At 64.9% G+C, this 17895-nt stretch carries 22 protein-coding genes; 6 read left to right on the top strand and 16 right to left on the bottom strand.

All coding sequences use genetic code 11. The features are described 5' to 3' along the window. Positions 1-47 precede the first annotated feature (47 nt). On the top strand, positions 48-1220 hold the full coding sequence (locus AC5Y7D_RS09045; RefSeq protein ID WP_499923330.1) for a pyridoxal phosphate-dependent aminotransferase: 1173 nt from the start codon (positions 48-50) through the stop codon (positions 1218-1220). Here AC5Y7D_RS09045 and AC5Y7D_RS09040 read toward each other — a convergent pair. Genes AC5Y7D_RS09040 through AC5Y7D_RS09025 form a run of 4 tightly spaced genes read right to left on the bottom strand, consistent with a single transcriptional unit; the run spans position 1217 to position 3746 of the window. Next, positions 1217-1651, bottom strand: coding sequence for an SRPBCC family protein (locus tag AC5Y7D_RS09040; protein ID WP_499923328.1), 435 nt, complete (start codon positions 1649-1651; stop codon positions 1217-1219). The two genes, AC5Y7D_RS09045 and AC5Y7D_RS09040, sit on opposite strands and share 4 nt — an antisense overlap. Before the next feature lie 38 nt (positions 1652-1689). Then, complete coding sequence (locus tag AC5Y7D_RS09035; protein ID WP_499923326.1) at positions 1690-2145, bottom strand: SRPBCC family protein; 456 nt, start codon at positions 2143-2145, stop codon at positions 1690-1692. Between the two features lie 57 nt (positions 2146-2202). Then, the gene (locus tag AC5Y7D_RS09030; protein WP_499923324.1) at positions 2203-3282 is read right to left on the bottom strand and encodes a CaiB/BaiF CoA transferase family protein; all 1080 of its coding nucleotides are present in this window, start codon (positions 3280-3282) and stop codon (positions 2203-2205) included. A 17-nt stretch (positions 3283-3299) separates the two neighbouring features. Next, the gene (locus tag AC5Y7D_RS09025; RefSeq protein ID WP_499923323.1) at positions 3300-3746 is read right to left on the bottom strand and encodes an SRPBCC family protein; all 447 of its coding nucleotides are present in this window, start codon (positions 3744-3746) and stop codon (positions 3300-3302) included. Positions 3747-3829: 83 nt separating this feature from the next. Between AC5Y7D_RS09025 and AC5Y7D_RS09020 the strand changes: the two genes are divergently transcribed. Further along, positions 3830-5497, top strand: a complete 1668-nt coding sequence (locus AC5Y7D_RS09020) for an alpha-keto acid decarboxylase family protein (protein ID WP_499923321.1) — start codon at positions 3830-3832, stop codon at positions 5495-5497. On the opposite strand, the gene AC5Y7D_RS09015 is transcribed toward AC5Y7D_RS09020, so the two are convergent. The 7 genes from AC5Y7D_RS09015 to AC5Y7D_RS08985 form a co-directional block, all read right to left on the bottom strand. Continuing rightward, positions 5494-5679, bottom strand: a complete 186-nt coding sequence (locus tag AC5Y7D_RS09015; protein WP_499923320.1) for a (2Fe-2S)-binding protein — start codon at positions 5677-5679, stop codon at positions 5494-5496. The two genes, AC5Y7D_RS09020 and AC5Y7D_RS09015, sit on opposite strands and share 4 nt — an antisense overlap. A 12-nt stretch (positions 5680-5691) precedes the next feature. Beyond that, positions 5692-6321 (bottom strand): fatty-acid--CoA ligase, encoded by a 630-nt coding sequence (locus tag AC5Y7D_RS09010; RefSeq protein ID WP_499923318.1) that lies wholly within the window; start codon positions 6319-6321, stop codon positions 5692-5694. A gap of 7 nt (positions 6322-6328) precedes the next feature. After that, positions 6329-6952: a twin-arginine translocation pathway signal gene (locus tag AC5Y7D_RS09005; RefSeq protein ID WP_499923316.1), complete on the bottom strand. Its 624-nt coding sequence runs from the start codon at positions 6950-6952 to the stop codon at positions 6329-6331. Beyond that, a complete protein-coding gene (locus AC5Y7D_RS09000; RefSeq protein WP_499923314.1) occupies positions 6949-7815 on the bottom strand; it encodes an Rv1363c family protein in 867 nt (288 codons plus the stop codon). The genes AC5Y7D_RS09005 and AC5Y7D_RS09000 overlap by 4 nt, the downstream gene beginning before the upstream one ends. A 387-nt stretch (positions 7816-8202) precedes the next feature. Next, positions 8203-9669 carry a FadD3 family acyl-CoA ligase gene (locus AC5Y7D_RS08995; protein ID WP_499923313.1) on the bottom strand — a complete coding sequence of 489 codons (1467 nt, stop codon included), beginning with the start codon at positions 9667-9669 and terminating at the stop codon, positions 8203-8205. Further along, positions 9647-10837, bottom strand: coding sequence for an amidohydrolase family protein (locus AC5Y7D_RS08990; protein WP_499923312.1), 1191 nt, complete (start codon positions 10835-10837; stop codon positions 9647-9649). The genes AC5Y7D_RS08995 and AC5Y7D_RS08990 overlap by 23 nt, the downstream gene beginning before the upstream one ends. 94 nt (positions 10838-10931) lie before the next feature. Continuing rightward, the gene (locus tag AC5Y7D_RS08985) at positions 10932-11360 is read right to left on the bottom strand and encodes a lipoprotein LpqH (protein WP_499923311.1); all 429 of its coding nucleotides are present in this window, start codon (positions 11358-11360) and stop codon (positions 10932-10934) included. A 104-nt stretch (positions 11361-11464) separates the two neighbouring features. Between AC5Y7D_RS08985 and AC5Y7D_RS08980 the strand changes: the two genes are divergently transcribed. After that, positions 11465-12220, top strand: coding sequence for an enoyl-CoA hydratase/isomerase family protein (locus AC5Y7D_RS08980; protein WP_499923310.1), 756 nt, complete (start codon positions 11465-11467; stop codon positions 12218-12220). After that, positions 12217-12645: an Rv2576c family protein gene (locus AC5Y7D_RS08975; protein WP_499923309.1), complete on the top strand. Its 429-nt coding sequence runs from the start codon at positions 12217-12219 to the stop codon at positions 12643-12645. The genes AC5Y7D_RS08980 and AC5Y7D_RS08975 overlap by 4 nt, the downstream gene beginning before the upstream one ends. On the opposite strand, the gene AC5Y7D_RS08970 is transcribed toward AC5Y7D_RS08975, so the two are convergent. After that, positions 12561-13256, bottom strand: a complete 696-nt coding sequence (locus AC5Y7D_RS08970; protein WP_499923307.1) for a TetR/AcrR family transcriptional regulator — start codon at positions 13254-13256, stop codon at positions 12561-12563. The two genes, AC5Y7D_RS08975 and AC5Y7D_RS08970, sit on opposite strands and share 85 nt — an antisense overlap. Positions 13257-13463: 207 nt before the next feature. On the opposite strand from AC5Y7D_RS08970, the gene AC5Y7D_RS08965 reads away from it, so the two are divergent. Beyond that, positions 13464-14735 (top strand): cytochrome P450, encoded by a 1272-nt coding sequence (locus AC5Y7D_RS08965; protein WP_499923305.1) that lies wholly within the window; start codon positions 13464-13466, stop codon positions 14733-14735. Positions 14736-14739: 4 nt separating this feature from the next. Here AC5Y7D_RS08965 and AC5Y7D_RS08960 read toward each other — a convergent pair whose 3' ends face one another. Genes AC5Y7D_RS08960 through AC5Y7D_RS08945 form a run of 4 tightly spaced genes read right to left on the bottom strand, consistent with a single transcriptional unit; the run spans position 14740 to position 17200 of the window. Next, positions 14740-15021 carry a cytochrome C oxidase subunit IV family protein gene (locus tag AC5Y7D_RS08960; protein ID WP_499923303.1) on the bottom strand — a complete coding sequence of 94 codons (282 nt, stop codon included), beginning with the start codon at positions 15019-15021 and terminating at the stop codon, positions 14740-14742. A 3-nt stretch (positions 15022-15024) separates the two neighbouring features. Further along, positions 15025-15612 carry a cytochrome c oxidase subunit 3 family protein gene (locus tag AC5Y7D_RS08955; RefSeq protein WP_499923300.1) on the bottom strand — a complete coding sequence of 196 codons (588 nt, stop codon included), beginning with the start codon at positions 15610-15612 and terminating at the stop codon, positions 15025-15027. Continuing rightward, positions 15609-16424, bottom strand: coding sequence for a hypothetical protein (locus AC5Y7D_RS08950; protein WP_499923297.1), 816 nt, complete (start codon positions 16422-16424; stop codon positions 15609-15611). The genes AC5Y7D_RS08955 and AC5Y7D_RS08950 overlap by 4 nt, the downstream gene beginning before the upstream one ends. Beyond that, a complete protein-coding gene (locus AC5Y7D_RS08945; RefSeq protein WP_499923295.1) occupies positions 16421-17200 on the bottom strand; it encodes a hypothetical protein in 780 nt (259 codons plus the stop codon). The genes AC5Y7D_RS08950 and AC5Y7D_RS08945 overlap by 4 nt, the downstream gene beginning before the upstream one ends. Positions 17201-17310: 110 nt before the next feature. Here AC5Y7D_RS08945 and AC5Y7D_RS08940 point away from each other — a divergent pair, with 110 nt between their 5' ends. Next, the gene (locus AC5Y7D_RS08940; RefSeq protein ID WP_499923570.1) at positions 17311-17880 is read left to right on the top strand and encodes a TetR/AcrR family transcriptional regulator; all 570 of its coding nucleotides are present in this window, start codon (positions 17311-17313) and stop codon (positions 17878-17880) included. Positions 17881-17895 lie beyond the last annotated feature (15 nt).

The raw sequence follows: 17895 nt of genomic DNA, 5'->3' as shown, positions 1-17895 counted from the left end.
GTCCTGCGAAGCAGCTCGCGTCCCCGCAGCACCTAAGCTCGACCACCATGACCGTCAGCCGGCTGCAACCCTACGCGACCACGGTATTCGCCGAGATGTCGGCGTTGGCTGCGCGGGTGGGCGCGGTCAACCTCGGCCAGGGCTTTCCTGACGAGGACGGCCCGCCCGAGATGCTCAAGGCCGCGCAGGACGCCATCGCCGACGGCGTCAACCAGTACCCTCCGGGCCTGGGCATCGCCACTCTGAGACAGGCCATCGCCGCGCAGCGCCGCCGATGTTTCGGCATCGAGTACGACCCCGACACCGAAGTGCTGGTCACCGTCGGCGCCACCGAGGCCATTGCCGGCGCGGTGCTGGGTCTGGTGGAACCTGGCTCGGAGGTACTGCTGATCGAGCCGTTCTACGACTCCTACTCCCCGGTGGTGGCGATGGCCGGCGCCCACCGGGTCGCGGTACCCCTGATCGCCGACGGGCAAGGTTTCGCGTTGGACGCCGACGCGCTGCGACGCGCGGTCACGCCCCGGACGAAGACGTTGATCGTCAACTCGCCGCACAACCCCACCGGCGCGGTCCTGAGCCGGCCCGAGCTGCAGGCCATCGCCGAGATCGCGGTGTCGGCCGACCTACTGGTCATCACCGACGAGGTCTACGAGCATCTCGTATATGACGGTCACACCCATATGCCGCTGGCCGGTTTCGACGGCATGGCGCAGCGCACGGTCACCATCTCGAGCGCGGCCAAGATGTTCAACTGCACCGGTTGGAAAATCGGTTGGGCATGTGGACCGGCACATCTGATCACCGGCGTGCGCGCGGCCAAGCAGTACCTCAGTTACGTGGGCGGGGCGCCCTTCCAGCCCGCTGTGGCGCTGGCACTGAACACCCAGGACAACTGGGTCGCGGCCCTGCGCGATTCGCTGCAGACCCGTCGGGACCGGCTCGCGAAGGGACTGACCGACGTGGGCTTCGAGGTGCACGACAGCTACGGCACCTATTTCCTGTGCGCCGACCCGCGTCCGTTGGGCTACGACGACAGCTCAGACTTCTGCGCGGCGCTACCGGAGAAGGTCGGGGTGGCCGCCATCCCCATGACGGCCTTCTGCGATCCGACCGCCCAACACGCCGAGCTGTGGAATCACCTGGTGCGTTTCACTTTCTGCAAACGGCAGGACACCCTCGACGAGGCGGTCAGGCGACTGGCGGGCCTGCGCGACGGCTAGCTGCCCATCACCCGGCGTCGCAACCCCTCGGTCGCGGCATCGAGGATCTTCTTCCGCGCCCGGTTGACCAGGAATTCGGGCAGCGGCGCCGACGGCTCGACGGTGAGGGTGAAGCGGACCCGCGTCTTGTCGTCGCTCTCGCGGCTCAAGTTGTACTCACCGTGCTGACCGTGTTGTTGCTTGGTCTTCTTGGCGTCCCATACCACCCAGTCCGGGCCCCAGTGGTACTCGAGCAGTTCCCGGTCGACGATGCCGACCACCTTGATGGCCACCTTCACATAGCGCGGGCGACCGTCCGGCCACGTTTCGACGACCTCGGCGCGCTTGTGCACCGAGGACCACGACGGCACCGCCTGCATGTCGGCAAGCGCGTCGATGATCACGTCCGGTGGTGCGTCGATGACGACTTCACTCGATGCTTGGATGGCCATCGGTGTTCAAATTAGCAATCATCTATCGGTCGTGAACTTTATTGGCCCGCTGGAGCTGAATTGCCGCCCATGATGCGTTCTCGCAGGCCCTTGGCCGCGGCCTCCAACACTTGCTCGCTCGCCCGTTTCACGATGAATCCCGGAATCGGGCCCGCCGGTTCGACGGTGATATCGAACCGGACCCGCGTCTTGTCGACACCCTCGGGCTTGAGGTTGTATTCGACGTGTTGGCCGTGCTGCTGAAACGTCTTGTCGGCGTCGTACACCACCCAGTCCGGGCCCCAGTGGTATTCCAGGATCTCCTTGTCGACCAGGCCCAGGATCTTGATCGTGGCCCTGACGTGGTGCGGGCGCCCGTCCGGGTAGTAGTCGATCACTTCGACGTTCTTGTGCAGTGGCGACCAGGACGCCAGAGTGCCGACGTCGGCGAGCGCCTCCATGATCACTTCCTGAGGCGCATCAATGACGAATTCTCGCGATGCTTTTACGGCCACTGAGTTCAAGCTAGCAACGTCACCATGCGCCCGGGCCATGTTGGCGCAAATACTGCGTTACCAGCCTATTTCTGTGACCGCGGTGGTCTTTGCCGGCGGTCGCCCCACTGGGGGGGCCGGTGTCCGGGAGAAGCGGGGAGCCGGCGCGGCCTGTTGCACACCGTGCGCGGTGATGACCGTCGAACGTGCGGTCAGGTGCGCGTCGCGGGCGGCTTCGGCCCAGTTCAGCACCGGTGTCACACAGGCATCGGTGCCGGCGAAGATCTCGGTCCACTCGTCGCGGGTGCGGCTGGCGAACTTCTCGGTGAACAACTCGCGCATCCGGGGGAAGGAGCCGACGTCGAGTTGGCCGGGCACGTCATCGGCCGACAGGCCCAGTCCGGCCAGCAGCGCCGCGAAAAACTGTGGCTCGATGGCGCCGACGGCCAGGTATTTGCCGTCGGCGGTCTCGTAGCAGCGGTAGAACGGGGCGCCACCGTCCAACAGGAACGATTCGCGCTCGTCGCGCAGCGCGCCGGTCGACTTCATCGTCCACATCATCTGCGCGAGCAGGCTGACGCCGTCGACCATCGCAGCGTCAATCACCTGGCCCCGGCCCGAGGACTCCCGCTCGTACAGGGCCGCCACGATGCCCAGCAACACCAGCATCGAGCCCCCGCCGAAGTCTGCCACCAGGTTCAGCGGCGGCGTCGGGGGCCGGTCGCGATAACCCAGCGCCGACAGCGCACCGGTCTGCGACAGGTAGTTGATATCGTGACCCGCCGTCGACGCCAGCGGGCCATCCTGGCCCCAGCCGGTGATGCGCGCATAGATCAGCCGGGGGTTGACGGCCGCGCACTCTTCGGGGCCGATGCCGAGTCGCTCGCAGGTGCCGGGCCGGAAGCAGTCCAGCAACACATCGGCTTTGGCCGCTAACTCCAGCAGCACACCGGGCTGCGTCTTCACGTCCAGGTCGACGATCCGCTTCCCGCGGTGCAACAGATCACGATCCTCGGCAGGCATCTGGATGCCCCCGGGCCGCCGCACTCGCACCACGTCGGACCCGAGATCGGCAAGCACCATTCCCGCGTGCGGCCCGGGCCCGATGCCGCCGAGTTCGATGACCCTGACTCCGGCCAGGGGCCCCCCGCCCGCCACCGTCCCGTCTCCCGCGGCTACCTAGCCGCTTTCTTCACCTTCAGCACCCGGTCGCGCAACTCCTTGGTCGCGGAATCGACCGTTCCCTTCACGGCGCGCTTCAGCACGAAGCCCGGTAGCGGCACATTGGGATCTGCAAGGAGGTCGAACTTGACCAAGGTGCTGTCCCCCTTGGGAATCAAGGTGTACTTCCCGTCCTGAGCCTTCTGCTGGGATGAGCTGACCAGCTCCCAGCTCACCTCGTTGTCGCCCCACGTGTAGGCCACCACTTGTTCGTCGGTGATCCCGGCGACCTTGACCTTCATCTTCACCTTGTAAGGCCGCCCGTCGGATCCCGTCTCGAGGATCTCCGCACTCTGGTGCGGTTCGGACCACTCGGGCATCGCTTCAAAATCGGCGATGACATCCAGGATCTCCTCGGGACTGGCTTCGATGACGATCTCGCGGGATTCTTTGATTGCCATGGCCCGAACATTATCGCTTGCAGTGCCCCGGCGGGAATAGCCGCATCGCCGAAAGATGCACTGCCTGGCGTACCGTCGTTTTCGTGACCGATCCCGCTTACACCGTCGGCGACTATCTTCTCGACCGCCTTGCCGAGCTCGGCGTCACGGAGATTTTCGGCGTTCCGGGCGACTACAACCTGGCTTTTCTCGACCACATCGTGGCCCATCCGAAGCTGCGCTGGGTGGGGAACGCCAACGAACTGAACGCCGGCTACGCCGCCGACGGATACGGACGACTCCGCGGATTATCGGCTGTGGTAACGACATTCGGCGTCGGAGAGCTTTCACTCGCCAACGCGATCGCGGGCAGCTATGCCGAGAACGTGCCCGTCGTGCACATCGTGGGGGGGCCGTCCAAAGACGCTCAGGCCACCCGCCGCGCCCTGCACCACTCGCTCGGCGACGGCGATTTCGAGCACTTCTTCCGGATAAGCCGCGAAATCACCTGTGCTCAAACCAATCTCATGCCAGCAACGGCCCGGCGCGAAATCGACCGGGTGCTGTGCGAGGTGCGGGAACAAAAGCGCCCCGGCTACATCCTGATGTCTACCGACGTCGCCCGATTCCCCACCGAACCGGCCGGCGACCCGCTGCCCTTCTACAGCGGCGGCACCAGCCCACGTGCACTGGCACTGTTCACCGAGGCCGCCGCCCAACTGATCGGCGACCACCAGCTGACCGTGCTCGCCGACCTGTTGGTACACCGCCTGCAGGCGATCGAAGAACTCGAATCCCTGCTAGCGGCAGACGTTGTGCCGCACGCCACCCTGATGTGGGGCAAGAGCCTGCTCGACGAAAGCTCCCCCAACTTCCTGGGCATCTACGCCGGGGCGGCCAGCGCCGAGCGGGTCCGTACGGCCATCGAGCAGGCGCCGGTGCTGGTAACGGCCGGAGTGGTGTTCACCGACATGGTCAGCGGCTTCTTCAGTCAGCGGATCGACCCGGCGCGCACCATCGACATCGGCCAGTACCAGAGCAGTGTGGCCGACGAGGTTTTCGCACCCCTGGAGATGGGTGCCGCGCTCACCGCGCTGGCTGCGATTCTCACGAAGCGCGGGCTCACCTCACCGCCGGTCCCACCGCCGGCCACCCCGCCTCCGGCACCCACGCCCGCGCGCGAAGAGCCACTCACGCAACGCATGTTGTGGGACCGGCTGTGTGCGGCCCTCACGCCCGGCAATGTGGTACTGGCCGACCAGGGCACCTCGTTCTATGGAATGGCCGACCATGTGCTGCCTCAGGGAGTCACCTTCATCGGCCAACCCCTCTGGGGTTCAATCGGTTACACGTTGCCCGCGGCATTCGGCGCAGCGGTGGCCCACCCGGAGCGCAGGACGGTACTGCTGATCGGCGACGGGGCCGCCCAGCTGACCGTGCAGGAATTGGGTTCCTTCTCCCGGGAGGGGTTGTCGCCGGTTATCGTGGTGGTCAACAACGACGGCTACACCGTCGAACGGGCGATCCACGGAGAAACCGCCCCCTACAACGACATTGTGGCCTGGCGATGGACACAGGTGCCGAGCACGCTGGGGGTGGGCAACCACCTCGCTTTCCGCGCACAGAATTATGGTGAACTCGATGATGCGCTCACCGCGGCCGCCGAGCACAAGGACCGCATGGTGTTCGTCGAAGTGGTGTTGCCGCGACTCGAAATCCCGCCGCTGTTAGGGCAACTCGTGGGAAACATGCAGCCGAAGCAACGCCACTAGGACGGGTGGGCGGACCGGTCCGCACTACCCGAGGCGATGATCGCCCGGACCGTGCGTCGGCAGCGCCCGCAGTCGTCACCCGCTCCGCAGGCGGCGGCAACCTGGTTGGTCGTCGCCGCCCCTGCCGCAACCGCGTCGGCCACCATCTGGCTGGTTATGCCGTTACAGAGGCACACGAACATCGAGTGATCCGCTCACTCCGCCTCGATACGCATCATGTCGAAATAACGACCGACGAACAGCGGCGGGTAGGCGCCTACCCCCGCGCCGCCGCGCATCCATTCGGCGGTGGCATCCGGGTGGTCGATCCACTGCCGCGCGCTTTCCTCATCGGGAAACTCCTGCAGGATCAGCACCTCATGCGAATCATCGAATGCCTGGAAAACCCATGTCTTTCGGACACCGGCCGCGGTGAATCGGTCCATCGCATGCCCGACTTCTCTGGTCAGCGTCGACACGTCCTCGACCGCTGCGAACGCCGCCAGCACCACCCCGGGCACCTTCGGCGCGGTCGGCGCGGTGGTGATGAACCGCTCGACGATCTCGCCGGCGAACACCCCCGGGATATCCTCGACGCCGGCCTCGTCGAACCAGTCGAAAAACACCCGGGAACGCAGCAGTTCCACGATCGGCTCACGACTGTGCACTCCGATCATCACCAGGACGCGGCCATAGTCGTGGGTCGATATGTAGACCAAGACATGGTGGGCGCCGATGTCGGCGAGGGCCGCCTTGTTGCGCTCGAGTAGCGGCCACACCCGGGCCGGATCGGGAATCCGGTAATCCGACGCGATCACCATTGAGTGAATGTCCCCGTCGCTCATCACGCCCCTAGGCCGGATTGAACTGCGAAATCAGCCACTTCCCATCAGCTTTCGTCAGGGTGACCAGCACGCTGCTTGATGTCGTCGAGGGCTCCGGTCGGTCGCGGCTCTGGGTGCTCTGGTTGATGAACAGCAGCACGATCGCTGAATCAGGGTGGAACTCCGTCAGCGCGGCGCGCAGCACCACCGCCGTCGTCTTCACCGCCTTCTGCTTGGCAGCCGGGGCGACGATCTGCTGCGTGAATTGGTCATAGTACGAGAGAAAGTCACCCGTCAGATGTGATCTGGCGGTGGAGAAGTCGCGGTCGAGGGTGTCCGGCGAATACGAGAGGATGGCGATCGTCCCGTCGCTGGCCGCCGTGATCGCCGACTTGGCCGCCTCCGCATCGACCGCGCGATCCGGCCGGTAGGAGAACCAGTACAGTCCGGCCAGAACCGACAGCGAGGTCACCACCAACAAGGTCAGCACGGCGATTCCGACCTTGCCCGACCACTTGCCCGGCGTGCGGGCTGACCAACTCTTCACCCAGCCTTTGAAGCGCCTCAACCGGCCGAAGCGCACATCATCGGTCTGCGCTGCCTCAGCCGACTGTTCTTTGTCGTCGGTGATCGTCGCTTCCTCCGAAGTCACGGGACGAACTCGACTTTCGACATCTTGAGCTGTCCGCCGTCACGGGTCACCGTCACGATCAGCCGGTATTTGCGGGGATCCTGTTTGGCACCGGCGGCGTTGGTGACCTCAGAGGTACTGGCCACCAACACCACCGCTGAATTGTCGGTCATCGAGTCCAGATCCACCGCGGTGGCCTGAACAGTGCCCTGCGAGACCACTTTTGACTGCTCGACGACATTGGTGAAATCGTCGGCCATCTTGAGGAAGTCGTCTTTGAACGTTCCGGTCGAGACCTCGACGATGTGCTGCACCCCTTCTTTGGCATGCTCGAAGTCCAGCGACGTCAACGTCACGACGCCCTGCCGGGCCGCGGCGGCGAACTCGGCCACCTGCTGCCGCTCCCGGACCGCGTGCTTGTGCAGCACGGCCATTTCCACGCCGGCACCCAAGGCGACGAGCGAGATGACGACGGCCAGGACCGCCGCGACCGACGACAGCCTGGGACGGCCCGGCCACCGCCGGCGTCCCCGGGAACCGGCGCCCGCCGCATCGTCGTCAGCCGCGTCCCCGGTTGTCCGATCCTCGACATCCTCGGATCGCTCTGCGGCTTCGGCATCTTCCGGCTCGTCGGCGGCTTCGGCCGCCTGCGACTCCTCTTGCGAGGGCTGCCCGGGCTCCGCTTCGTCACCCGCCGCCTCGGTGTCGTCCCCGGGGGCCGGCGACCGCGCTGCGACGATTTCGGCCTCGCGGCGCAATCTGATGGCCCTGGCGCGAGCGCGGGCAGCGGCGGCAAGAGCTTCAGCTTCGGCTGCCTCCGCCTCGGCCTGATCTGCCAGAGAACGGATCTCCGCGGCAGAGTTGGGTGCGTCGCCCTTTTTCACCGCAACTGATTTCGGGTAGGCATGGTGTCGGATACGGCCCACCTCAGCTCACCGGTTTGAGATCGAGGTTGCGCGTCGGTCAATCTGAACTCCTCTGCCGCTTGCCCGTCGGTATCTGCGCTGGTACCCGCCGACGGTATCGGAACGATCCGCGATTGTCCGATGCCGTGTCGGCTGGGACGGGCGTCGCCGTCGGCAACCCTACTCGGCACCGGCTGTCGCAGCGGGCAAATGGGCGCGTACGCCCGCTGCTGCCGATAGCCTGCGGAGAGGGACATTATCATCCCCTGTCGTCCAATCTACCGGTAGTGCCGCAGTTTCGGCCCGCGGAAGGCGCATATGCTGTGATAACCGAATTCTCCTTCTGCGCATACGAAGGGCACCGACTCAGCGCAACAGGTCTTTGACCACCTTCCCGGTGGCATTGAGGGGTAGCGCCTCGAGGAACTCCATTGAGCGCGGGACCTTGTATCCGGCCATGCGCCCCCGGCACCAGTCGATCAGTTCCCGCTCCCCCACCGGACCATTCCGGACGACGAAAGCCTTGCCGACCTGACCGAGCCGCTCGTCGGGCACGCCGATGACCGCCGCCTGGGCCACGTCGGGATGGCTGATCAGAAACCCTTCGATCTCGGCCGGGTAGGCGTTGAATCCGCCGACGATGAACATGTCCTTCTTGCGACCGACGATGCGCAACCGGCCCGCCTCGTCGAAGCCGCCCAGGTCTCCGGTGTGCAACCAGCCGTCGGCGTCGATCGCGTCCGCGGTCGCGCCGGGATCGTCGAGATAGCCCTGCATGACCCCGTAACCGCGCACCAGCACCTCTTCGTCGTCACCGATGCGCACCTCGACCCCCGCGCACGGCAGTCCCGCGGTCGTGGCGACATCCTCGAAGGAATCGCCGGGCCTGGACAGGGTCACGTTACCGGCCTCGGTCAGGCCGTAACCGGTCATCAGCGTCTGGAACGGCAGCTCGCCATGAATGCGACGGACCAGTTCGACGGGGATGTCGGCAGCCCCTGTCACGCCGGCCCGTAACGTCGAGAGCTTGGACTTGTCGGCAACCGTCAGCAACGAGTGATAGAGCGTCGGTGGCCCGGGTAGCATCGTGATGCGTTCGTGCGCAATAAGATCCACGATCGAGTCGATATCGAACACCGCCACCGGCACCATCGTCGCACCGCGCAGGAAAGAGGTGACCAACCCGGCTTTCAACCCGAAAGTGTGGAAGTAAGGGTTGATCTGCAGGTAGCGGTCACCCGCGCGCAGGTCCGCCAGCGTCGCCCACTCCTCATACATCCGCAGCGTTTGGCGATGGTTCATCATCGCGCCCTTCGGGCGACCCGTCGTGCCTGAGGTGAAGATGATGTCGCAGATGTCGTCGCCGCTCACCGGACGCTCGAACGGCGAACCGCCGGCAAGGAAGTCGGACTTGATATCGATCAGCGGAATCCCCGCGGGTGCCGAGTAGTCCTGGCCCAGAAAGCCCGGCTGAACAAGGACGGCCTTCACCCCGCTGCGCATGAGGATGTCACCCGCTTCCGCGGGCTTGAACCGGGTATTGACCGGCACCAGAACGCCGCCGGCGGTGAGCACCCCGAAGGCCGCGATGATCCATTCCGCCGAGTTGGGTGCCCAAATCGCCACCCGGTCACCCTTTTCGATACCAAACCCGCCGAAAGCGCCCGCGGCGCGGCGTATTCGGTCGACAACCTCAGCGAAGGTGAAGCGCTGCGGACCGTCCACGACCGCTTCCGCGTCGCCGAAACGATCCGCCGCACTCAAGACCATCTGGGGAATGGTCTCCCAGGGTGGCTGTTCCGACAGATCGTCACACCGTGACGAGTCGACCAAGGTTGCCGCCCATGATCTTTGCCTGGTCCGCTACGGGCAGGTGCGAAAGCGCGTTGATGTAGTAGGTCGGCTCCGCCAGGCCTTCCGGGTGCGGCCAGTCCGAGCCGTACAGCACCTGGTCTACACCGACGAGGTTGATCAGATCGTCGATGCCCTCCTCGAAGAACGGGCTGACGTAGATCCGGTTCTTGACGGTCTCGACCGGGTCGCTCGGGAAGGCTTCCGGGGCCTTGCGGAAGACCTCGGCCAGGCCGTCCAGCAAGGGGGTCATCCACTTCGAGCCGGCCTCGACGATCGCGACTTTCAGCTTGGGGTGGCGGTAGAGCGCGCCGTGGATCACCCAGGAGCCCACCGCGTCCTGGATCGGCCGCCATTCGTTGAGGATGCCCATCGCATTGGTCTGGAACGGCAACATCTCCTGGTCGGCACCGTCCCACTCGGAGGTGTACCGGGAGTAGCCGCTGTCGCTGGAGTGCATGCCGACCAGCAGGTCGTACTCGACGACCCGCTCCCAGAACGGGTCGAACTCGGGCAGCGCGAACGACCGGGGGCCACGAAAGCCGGGGACCGGAGCCGGACGGATCAGGATGCACCGCGCGCCCCGCTTGACCACCCATTCCAGCTCCTCGATCGCTTTCTCGACGATCGGCAGGGTGATGACCGGGGTAGTGAAGATGCGGTTTTGGTAGTTGAAGCCCCAGACCTCGTCGAGCCACTGGTTCAGCGCATGGATCAAGACGTGGATGGCGATCGGATCGTCGCGCAACCGCTCCTCGATCAGGCTGGCCAGCGTCGGGAACATCAGCGTGCGATCCAGGCCCAGCTCGTCCATCTTCTCCAGGCGCGGGCCGGGCTCGAAGAACGCCGGGATGGCGCGCATGGGCTCACCGAACAGCTCGCGCTTGGTCTTGCCCTCCGGGTTGCCGTACTTGAAGTACTCCTCCCAGGCGCCCGGCCGGGCGACCACCTCGAAGGTCGGGTTGGGAATGTAGTTGCTGATCACCCCGCGCAGCGCGATCTTGGTGCGCCCGTTGATCTGCACGTACTGGACGTAGTCCTTGTACTCCTTGGGGAGGAACTTCGTCAGCGCCTCCGGCGGTTCGTAGAGGTGGTTATCCGCGTCAAAGAGCGGGAACGGAACGTCCTCCCGGTGCGAGAGCTGACCCATGAAATCCTCCTTCGCATTTAGTGAGAATACTATTCTCTCACTACGGGAAGCACAACTCCGACCACCCGCGCAATACCGGTCTGCCCGAGCAGAATCAGCAGGTCGCGCGGATCTGGAACTTCACCGTGGCAGCCTCCGTCGGCTTGACGGCGGTGGCACCGTTGGCGGTACCGCTGATCAGGAAATTGCCGCCGTCGAAGCGCGTGTCCGCGGCGCCGCCACCGGTGGGCGAAGCCGTGGTGGTGCCGGTGAAACCGCCAAGGTTGTGGAAACGCACGGAGATGGTGGTTGCCGGGTGGTGACGCTGGTCGATGATTGCCGTGGCACCGGACTCGTCGTTGCCGAGCGCAATGGTCCGGTACCACTCCTGCTGGTAGCACCTGACCAAATCCGGGCGCACCTCGTTGCCGTTGATGGTCACGGTGGCGGTGCTGGCGAGCTGGCCCTGCGACGGCGCGCTGCACGCACTGACCAAGGCCGCTGCGAACACCGCAGGTACCGCCGCCGCGATTCGGTTCTGCATGTGGCGCCCCCTCGGCCAACTTCTGGACCTGCACCGATGATGCTATTCTCCGATGACGAGAATGCCAATATCGCTGTTCTCGCGCCCCCAAGGAGCCAACCAACATGGTCGACCTGGAGTTCGACACGGGCGTGGCGGTGCTCACCATCGATCGCCCGCATGCGCGCAATGCCATCTCGCTGGAGACCATGGGGCAGCTGGAGCACGCGCTTAAGGGGGCCGCCGGCGCACGTGCGCTGGTCATCAAGGGCGCCGGCGATCGGGCGTTCGTGTCGGGCGGTGACCTCAAGGAGCTGAGCGCCCTGCGCACCGTGCAGGATGCCGCAGCGATGGCAAAGCGGATGCGGGCCGTGTGCGACGAGATCGCGGCGTTCCCGGCTCCGGTGATCGCCGCCTTGAACGGTCACGCATTCGGCGGTGGCGCCGAAGTCGCGGTGGCTGCCGACATCCGGGTGGCGGCCGACGACATCAAGATCGCCTTCAATCAAGTGCAGCTGGAGATCATGCCGGCGTGGGGCGGCGCCGAGCGGCTGGCCGCGCTGATCGGGAAGAGCAAGGCACTGTTGCTTGCGGGGACCGGGACTGCGGTCGACGCCGCCGAGGCCGAACGCATCGGCCTGGTGGATGTGGTGCTGCCGCGCGCGTCCTTCGACTCGGCCGAGAAGGGCTGGCGCTCGATCGCCAACTCACTGGCGCGCCGTCCGGCGGCCGAGATCAAGCGGGTGATCGGCGGAGTCGGCGCCGATGAGGCGATAGCATCGTTTGCACGGTTGTGGGTGGCAGACGCGCATTGGCAGGCCGCCGAGCGGGTCATGAACCGCGCAGCCAATCCGCGCCCAGCAGCCGGAGGAGCGATATGACAAGCACCGCAAGCAAACTGGGCGTCGCCGCAACATATCTGCTGGCCGCGTCGGGGGGGCTGGTCGGTCCAGGACAGGCCGGGGCCGACGAAGACCCGCCCATGCATCAGGTGGTCTACACCATCTCGGCCAGGAACCCGATCTACGCCGACATCTACTACGGGGATCAGGACCCGACGAAGTATTCCGACTACAGTCACAACCCCTACACCTTCACGCCGAACATCCAGGCCGACATCGCACCGGGCAGGCCGTGGACTCAGCAGGTGATGCTGATCAACCCCGACCAGTGGGCCATGGTCAGCGTCAGCACCGGGCGACAACCGGGTGCGCCCGGATTTCACTGCACTCTGTCGGTGGACGGGAACGTCGTCGTATCCAAGGACGGAGACAAAGGCGTGCTCTGTTCGATACGGACCTGGTGACCCGCTTCCCGCGCAAGCGCATCCGCTGCCGGTTCGCCTTCCAAGCGGCGCAGGTGGCGTTCGACGAACTCCCGGGCCTCGGCGTGACCATCGGACATTCCCAGGCCCTGCTCGAGCACCAGGAAACGGGACAGGCTCGTCATGAACACCGTCCACACCATCGGCGGCACATCATCGGTGTCGACGCCATAGAGTTGCAGCGCAGCCGACACCGCGCGCCGTTGTTCTTCGCGGAAACGTTCCGCGTAGTAGGCGATTTCGGCTCGCATTTCCTTGCGGTGATTTGCCAGCGCCATGAATTCCATCGAGATCCGGGCAAACCCGGGATCGGAGCCGAACCGCCACAGCGCCCACAACGGCTGCGGCGATTCCAGCAGGCGCGCCTGCGCCTGCAGGCCTTCCTCGGCGCGGCGGCGAAAGACGGCCAGGAACAGCTCTTCCATGGTCCGGAAGTAGTAGTGCACGAGCTGCGGCTTGAGTCCGGCCTGGCTCGCCAGCCGCCGCGACGTCACGGCAGCGTAGCCCTCTTCGAGCATCAACTGTTCGGCCGCGTCGAGCAGCAACCCGCGATTCTTCGCGTCCGGTGCCCCGATCCTGCGGGCCGATGTCATGCCGCTACCCCGTCCCCTCTGCCCTCGCCTGGTGGTCACGCCGATCGTAGTCACCGGACCCGGCCGGCCCGGTCGCGCGACCTTGACCCTGACATTACCGCCATGCTAAGCAAGTGCTCAGCAGAGCATCTCATTCGGGCGGCGCCGGTTCTCGTCGCCGACTCAGCATCGGCACCCCGCGGGGCGGCTCCAGGAGGCACGTAGCACATGAGCAACTACGACACCGTCGACTTCTTCACCGATCCGTCGCTGGTCCCCGATCCGTACCCGTACTTCGACCACCTGCGCAGCCAGAACCCGGTGCTGCGGCTGCCCCACTATGGAGTCATCGCCGTCACCGGCTACGAAGAGGCCACCGCGGTCTACAAGGACACCGACTGCTTCTCCAATTGCGTTGCACTGGGCGGTCCTTTCCCCCCACTGCCGTTCACGCCCGAAGGTGACGACATCAGCGCCCAGATCGACGCGCACCGGACGAGCTTTCCGATGTACGAGCACATGGTCACCATGGACCCCCCCGACCACAGCCGGGCGCGGTCGATCTTGAGCCGGCTGCTGACGCCGAGCCGGCTCAAGCAGAACGAGGAGTTCATGTGGCGCCTCGCCGACCGCCAGCTCGACGAGTTTTTGGTCAACGGCGAGTGCGAGTTCATCGGTGAGTATTCAAAGCCATTCGCCACCTTGGTGATTGCCGATCTGCTCGGTGTCCCCGAAGAGGACCACAAGGAGTTCCGGGTCGTCCTGGGTGCCGATCGCCCCGGCCGGGTCGGTGCACTGGACCACGAGACGGTGGGCGTCAACCCACTGGAATTTCTCGACGAGAAGTTCTCTGGCTACATTGAGGACCGGCGCGCACATCCGCGCGAAGATGTGCTGACCGCACTGGCCACTGCGAAGTACCCCGATGGCTCGACACCGGAGGTCATCGACGTAGTCCGTTCTGCCACATTCCTGTTCGCCGCGGGGCAGGAAACCACGGCCAAGCTGCTCAGTGCCGCGTTACAGGTGATCGGCGACCGGCCGGACATCCAGCGTCAGCTTCGCGACGACCGCAGCCTGATCCCCGGTTTCATCGAGGAGTCGTTGCGGATGGAGAGTCCGGTCAAGAGCGATTCGCGGCTGGCGCGCAGAGCCACCCGGGTGGGCGGGGTCGACATTCCCGCCGGGACCGTGGTGATGGTGCTGCCCGGTGCGGCCAACCGGGACCCGCGCCGATTCGAGAATCCGCACGAATTCCAGCTTGACCGCAAAAACGTTCGCGAACACATGGCTTTCGCGCGTGGGGTGCACTCCTGTCCGGGTGGGCCGCTGGCCCGGGTGGAGGGCCGGGTGTCCATCGAACGCATCTTGGACCGCATGGGCGACATCGGCATCAACGAAGCCCACCACGGCCCGGCCCATGATCGCCGTTACAACTACGAACCGACCTACATCCTGCGCGGGCTCAACCAGCTCCATCTGACCTTCACGCCGCAGTAGACCGTCAGCGTACGGCCAGGCCGGCGAAGTAGCTGCCGAACAACCCGGCCGCGATCAGCAGCACCCAGGCGTCGGTCAGCCGGCAGAGCAGGGCCGGGGCTTGCCTGACTTCCATGAACTCGCGAAAGATGATGCGCACCTTGATCAGTGCGATGACGATGACGCCCGACGTGACCACGACGCTGGACCGCGGCGATCCGGCGGCGGAGTGGTCTATCCACAGATAGCTCACCGTGAGTGACGCCAGCACCAGCCAGACGACCAGCAACCTCTTGTTGAGTTTCACGCCTCACCTCACCACGTACAACAGCGCGAAGATCAACACCCACAGGAAATCGACTGTGTGCCAGTAGGTTGCGCAGGTTTCGACGAGCATCTGGGATTCGCTTGCCCCGCGCCTGGTTACCCGGAGCCGGTAGACGATGATGCCGAGGGCGACGAAACCGATCAGCAGATGCACGAAATGTATTCCGGTGAGGAAGAAGTAGTAGGTGAAGAAGTCGTCGCTGTCCAGGCCGTGTCCCGTCCGCACCAATCGATTCCACTCGAACACCTTGCACAGCGCGAAGACCGCCGCGAATACGACCGTCAGCACGACGTCCCGAAGCGCGGCCGGATAGTCGCGGGCCCGGGACGATTGAACGCACCGGGCCACCGACCAGGAACTCAGCAGCAAAACGAGAGTATTCAGAACACCGACGTGCAGGTCCAGGTGCGCTTGTGAGTGCAGGAACAGCTCGGGGCTGCGGGCGCGATAGAACAGATAGAAGCCCAGATACGCCGTGAAGACCATCGTTTCGAACAACACGAAGGCCCACATGTCGGGCTGACCCGGCACATACCCCGCGCGCCTGCTCTGTTCGGTGACGTCGGTCATGACACGGCCGCCGGCCTGCGCGACAGGTCGGGCAGCGGCCCGGTACCGAAGTCTTCACGCCGGATCATCCGGAACAGCATCACCACGAAAGTGACCTGGTAGCAACCGAATACGACCATATCAAGCCACCAGGCGATCTGGCCGTTCCAGGCCAGCACACCGCGCCCGAAAATCCAGCAGGGCGCGACGACGACCTCGGTGAGGGCGTTACACAGATTGAGGTAGCCGAACCACTTGGGAAACACCCGATTCCTGTCGATCAGAATCGCGGCCATCCAGATGAGGGAGCCGATGAGGAACACGCCCATCGTTCCGTCGAAAGACAAGAACGCGAAGTCATAGAGCCAGCCGAGCACTTTGGGGTCGCGCTGGGGTCGCAGCGTTCCGACGATCAGTGCGATACAGAGCAGCAACAGCCCGGGGACCGCACTGAGCGAGTAGACGATCAGATACGAATACCCGAAAACGCGACTGACCGACATGCGCCGCATCGAATAGGCGATGAGGGCATTGTTGATTGCGGTCATGCCAGTGATGGCGAAAATGATGCCGAAGCCTACCGGTATCCCGAGGTGACGCTCATCGAACCAATGGGCCTGGGTCTGCAGGTCCCACGTGGGCTGCGGTGGCGGCTGAACCTGCGCCACTATGAAGAAGATCGGGAAGAAGACGTTGTAGAAGGCGAGTAGCGTCCACCACGCCAACCACAGCTCGCGCTTGGGGTTGTGTCGCAAGTGCCATGCGATCCGGCGATGCAACGGCCCGGAGGGAGCCCCGGCGTCGGGGCACGGCGGACCGGCCACGGTGTTCATGCGCCGGCGGGTTCCTTTTCGCGGCTTTGCAGCTGCGTGCGCTCCCGCCGCACCGCGGCCCCCAAGACAAAGCCCATCACCACGATCCAGACCCCGATGGCAACGTTTTTCACCCAGAACGACAACAGGCCGTCCCACGCCAGCGGTCCGGACAGCGACACACCCACGAACGCCGCGGGGACCAGCGCGGCGGCAACGAGGAGGTTGAAGTGAGCCACCCACCGGCTGAATATCGGGTGCGGCTGATCGTCGAAATAGATCGCCAGAGCAAGAATCACGCTCTGTCCGATCAGAAACGGAACCAAGATGGTGAAGGTGATCCAGGCGAAATCGTTCAGCAACTGGGTCAGTTCCGGACTCCGCTCCGGCCGAAAAGCGGCCAGCAACCAGCACACGTCGGCCATGAGGAACAAGGTGGGACCACCTGCCACGCAACCCAGCATCGCGTAGGAGAAGATCGGCGTGCGATGTGCCATTCGGCGGATCTGCATGACGATCAGCGCCAGGATCGGGACGAGGCATACGCCGAACCAGTTGAAGACGATCATGCTGTACCGGATCTGAGGAAGGTGGGCCGGATCGCGGTAGAACGCCGCCACCTGCTGTGCGGACATCGCGGGTGACATCGGTGGGTTGAAGCCGGGGAACAGGACGAATGCGGCGATCCAGATGACCGCCGTCACGGGCAAGGTCCATAGCAGGATCGACTCACCGTCGATACGCCGCAACCTGATTCGCGGATTCCCCGCTTCCCGGTCGGTGCCGAACCCTGTCATCAATGACTCCTTGCAGCCGCGTCGTGGTGCGGCTGGCCCCGTCAGCGAAACTAGCCGATCGGCTATTCTCGGTCAATAGCCGGTCGGCTACGCTGCCAGGTGTGGTCGAAGTGCAGTCCCAGAGCCGGTTCCGGTTCATCACCCGCAGCGCCGCGCAGACACGAATTCTGGACGCCGCGCTGACGCTGATCGGCGAGCATGGCGTAGGCGGGACGTCGCTGCAGATGATTGCCGATGCCGTCGGGGTGACGAAAGCGGCTGTTTACCACCAGTTCCGGACCAAGGAACAGATAGTCATAGCACTCACCGAACGTGAATTGGCCGGGCTCGAGGAAGCATTGGAGGCAGCCGAGGCCCACGACCACCGGACGAAGGCACGAGACGCTCTGCTGGAGCGGGTGATAGACCTTGCCGTGCAACGACGGGGCGCGGCGAGCACCTTGCAGTTCGACCCGGTCGTAGTCCGATTACTGGCCGCGCACCAACCGTTTCAGCAGTTCATCGCGCGCCTCTACGGGGTACTGGTCGACGATGCGGCGGAGGACGCGCGGGTGTCGGCGGCCATGCTGTCCGGCGCGATCGCGGTCGGCGTGATCCATCCCCTGGTAGCCGACATCGACGACGAAACCCTGCGGGATCGATTGCTGCGCATCACCCGGCGGCTCTTGGCTGCGGACTGAAGCGAATGCATTCTC

The organism is Mycobacterium sp. NGS49 (genome assembly GCF_059812565.1).
This window is presented reverse-complemented; position numbering and strand designations above follow the sequence as displayed.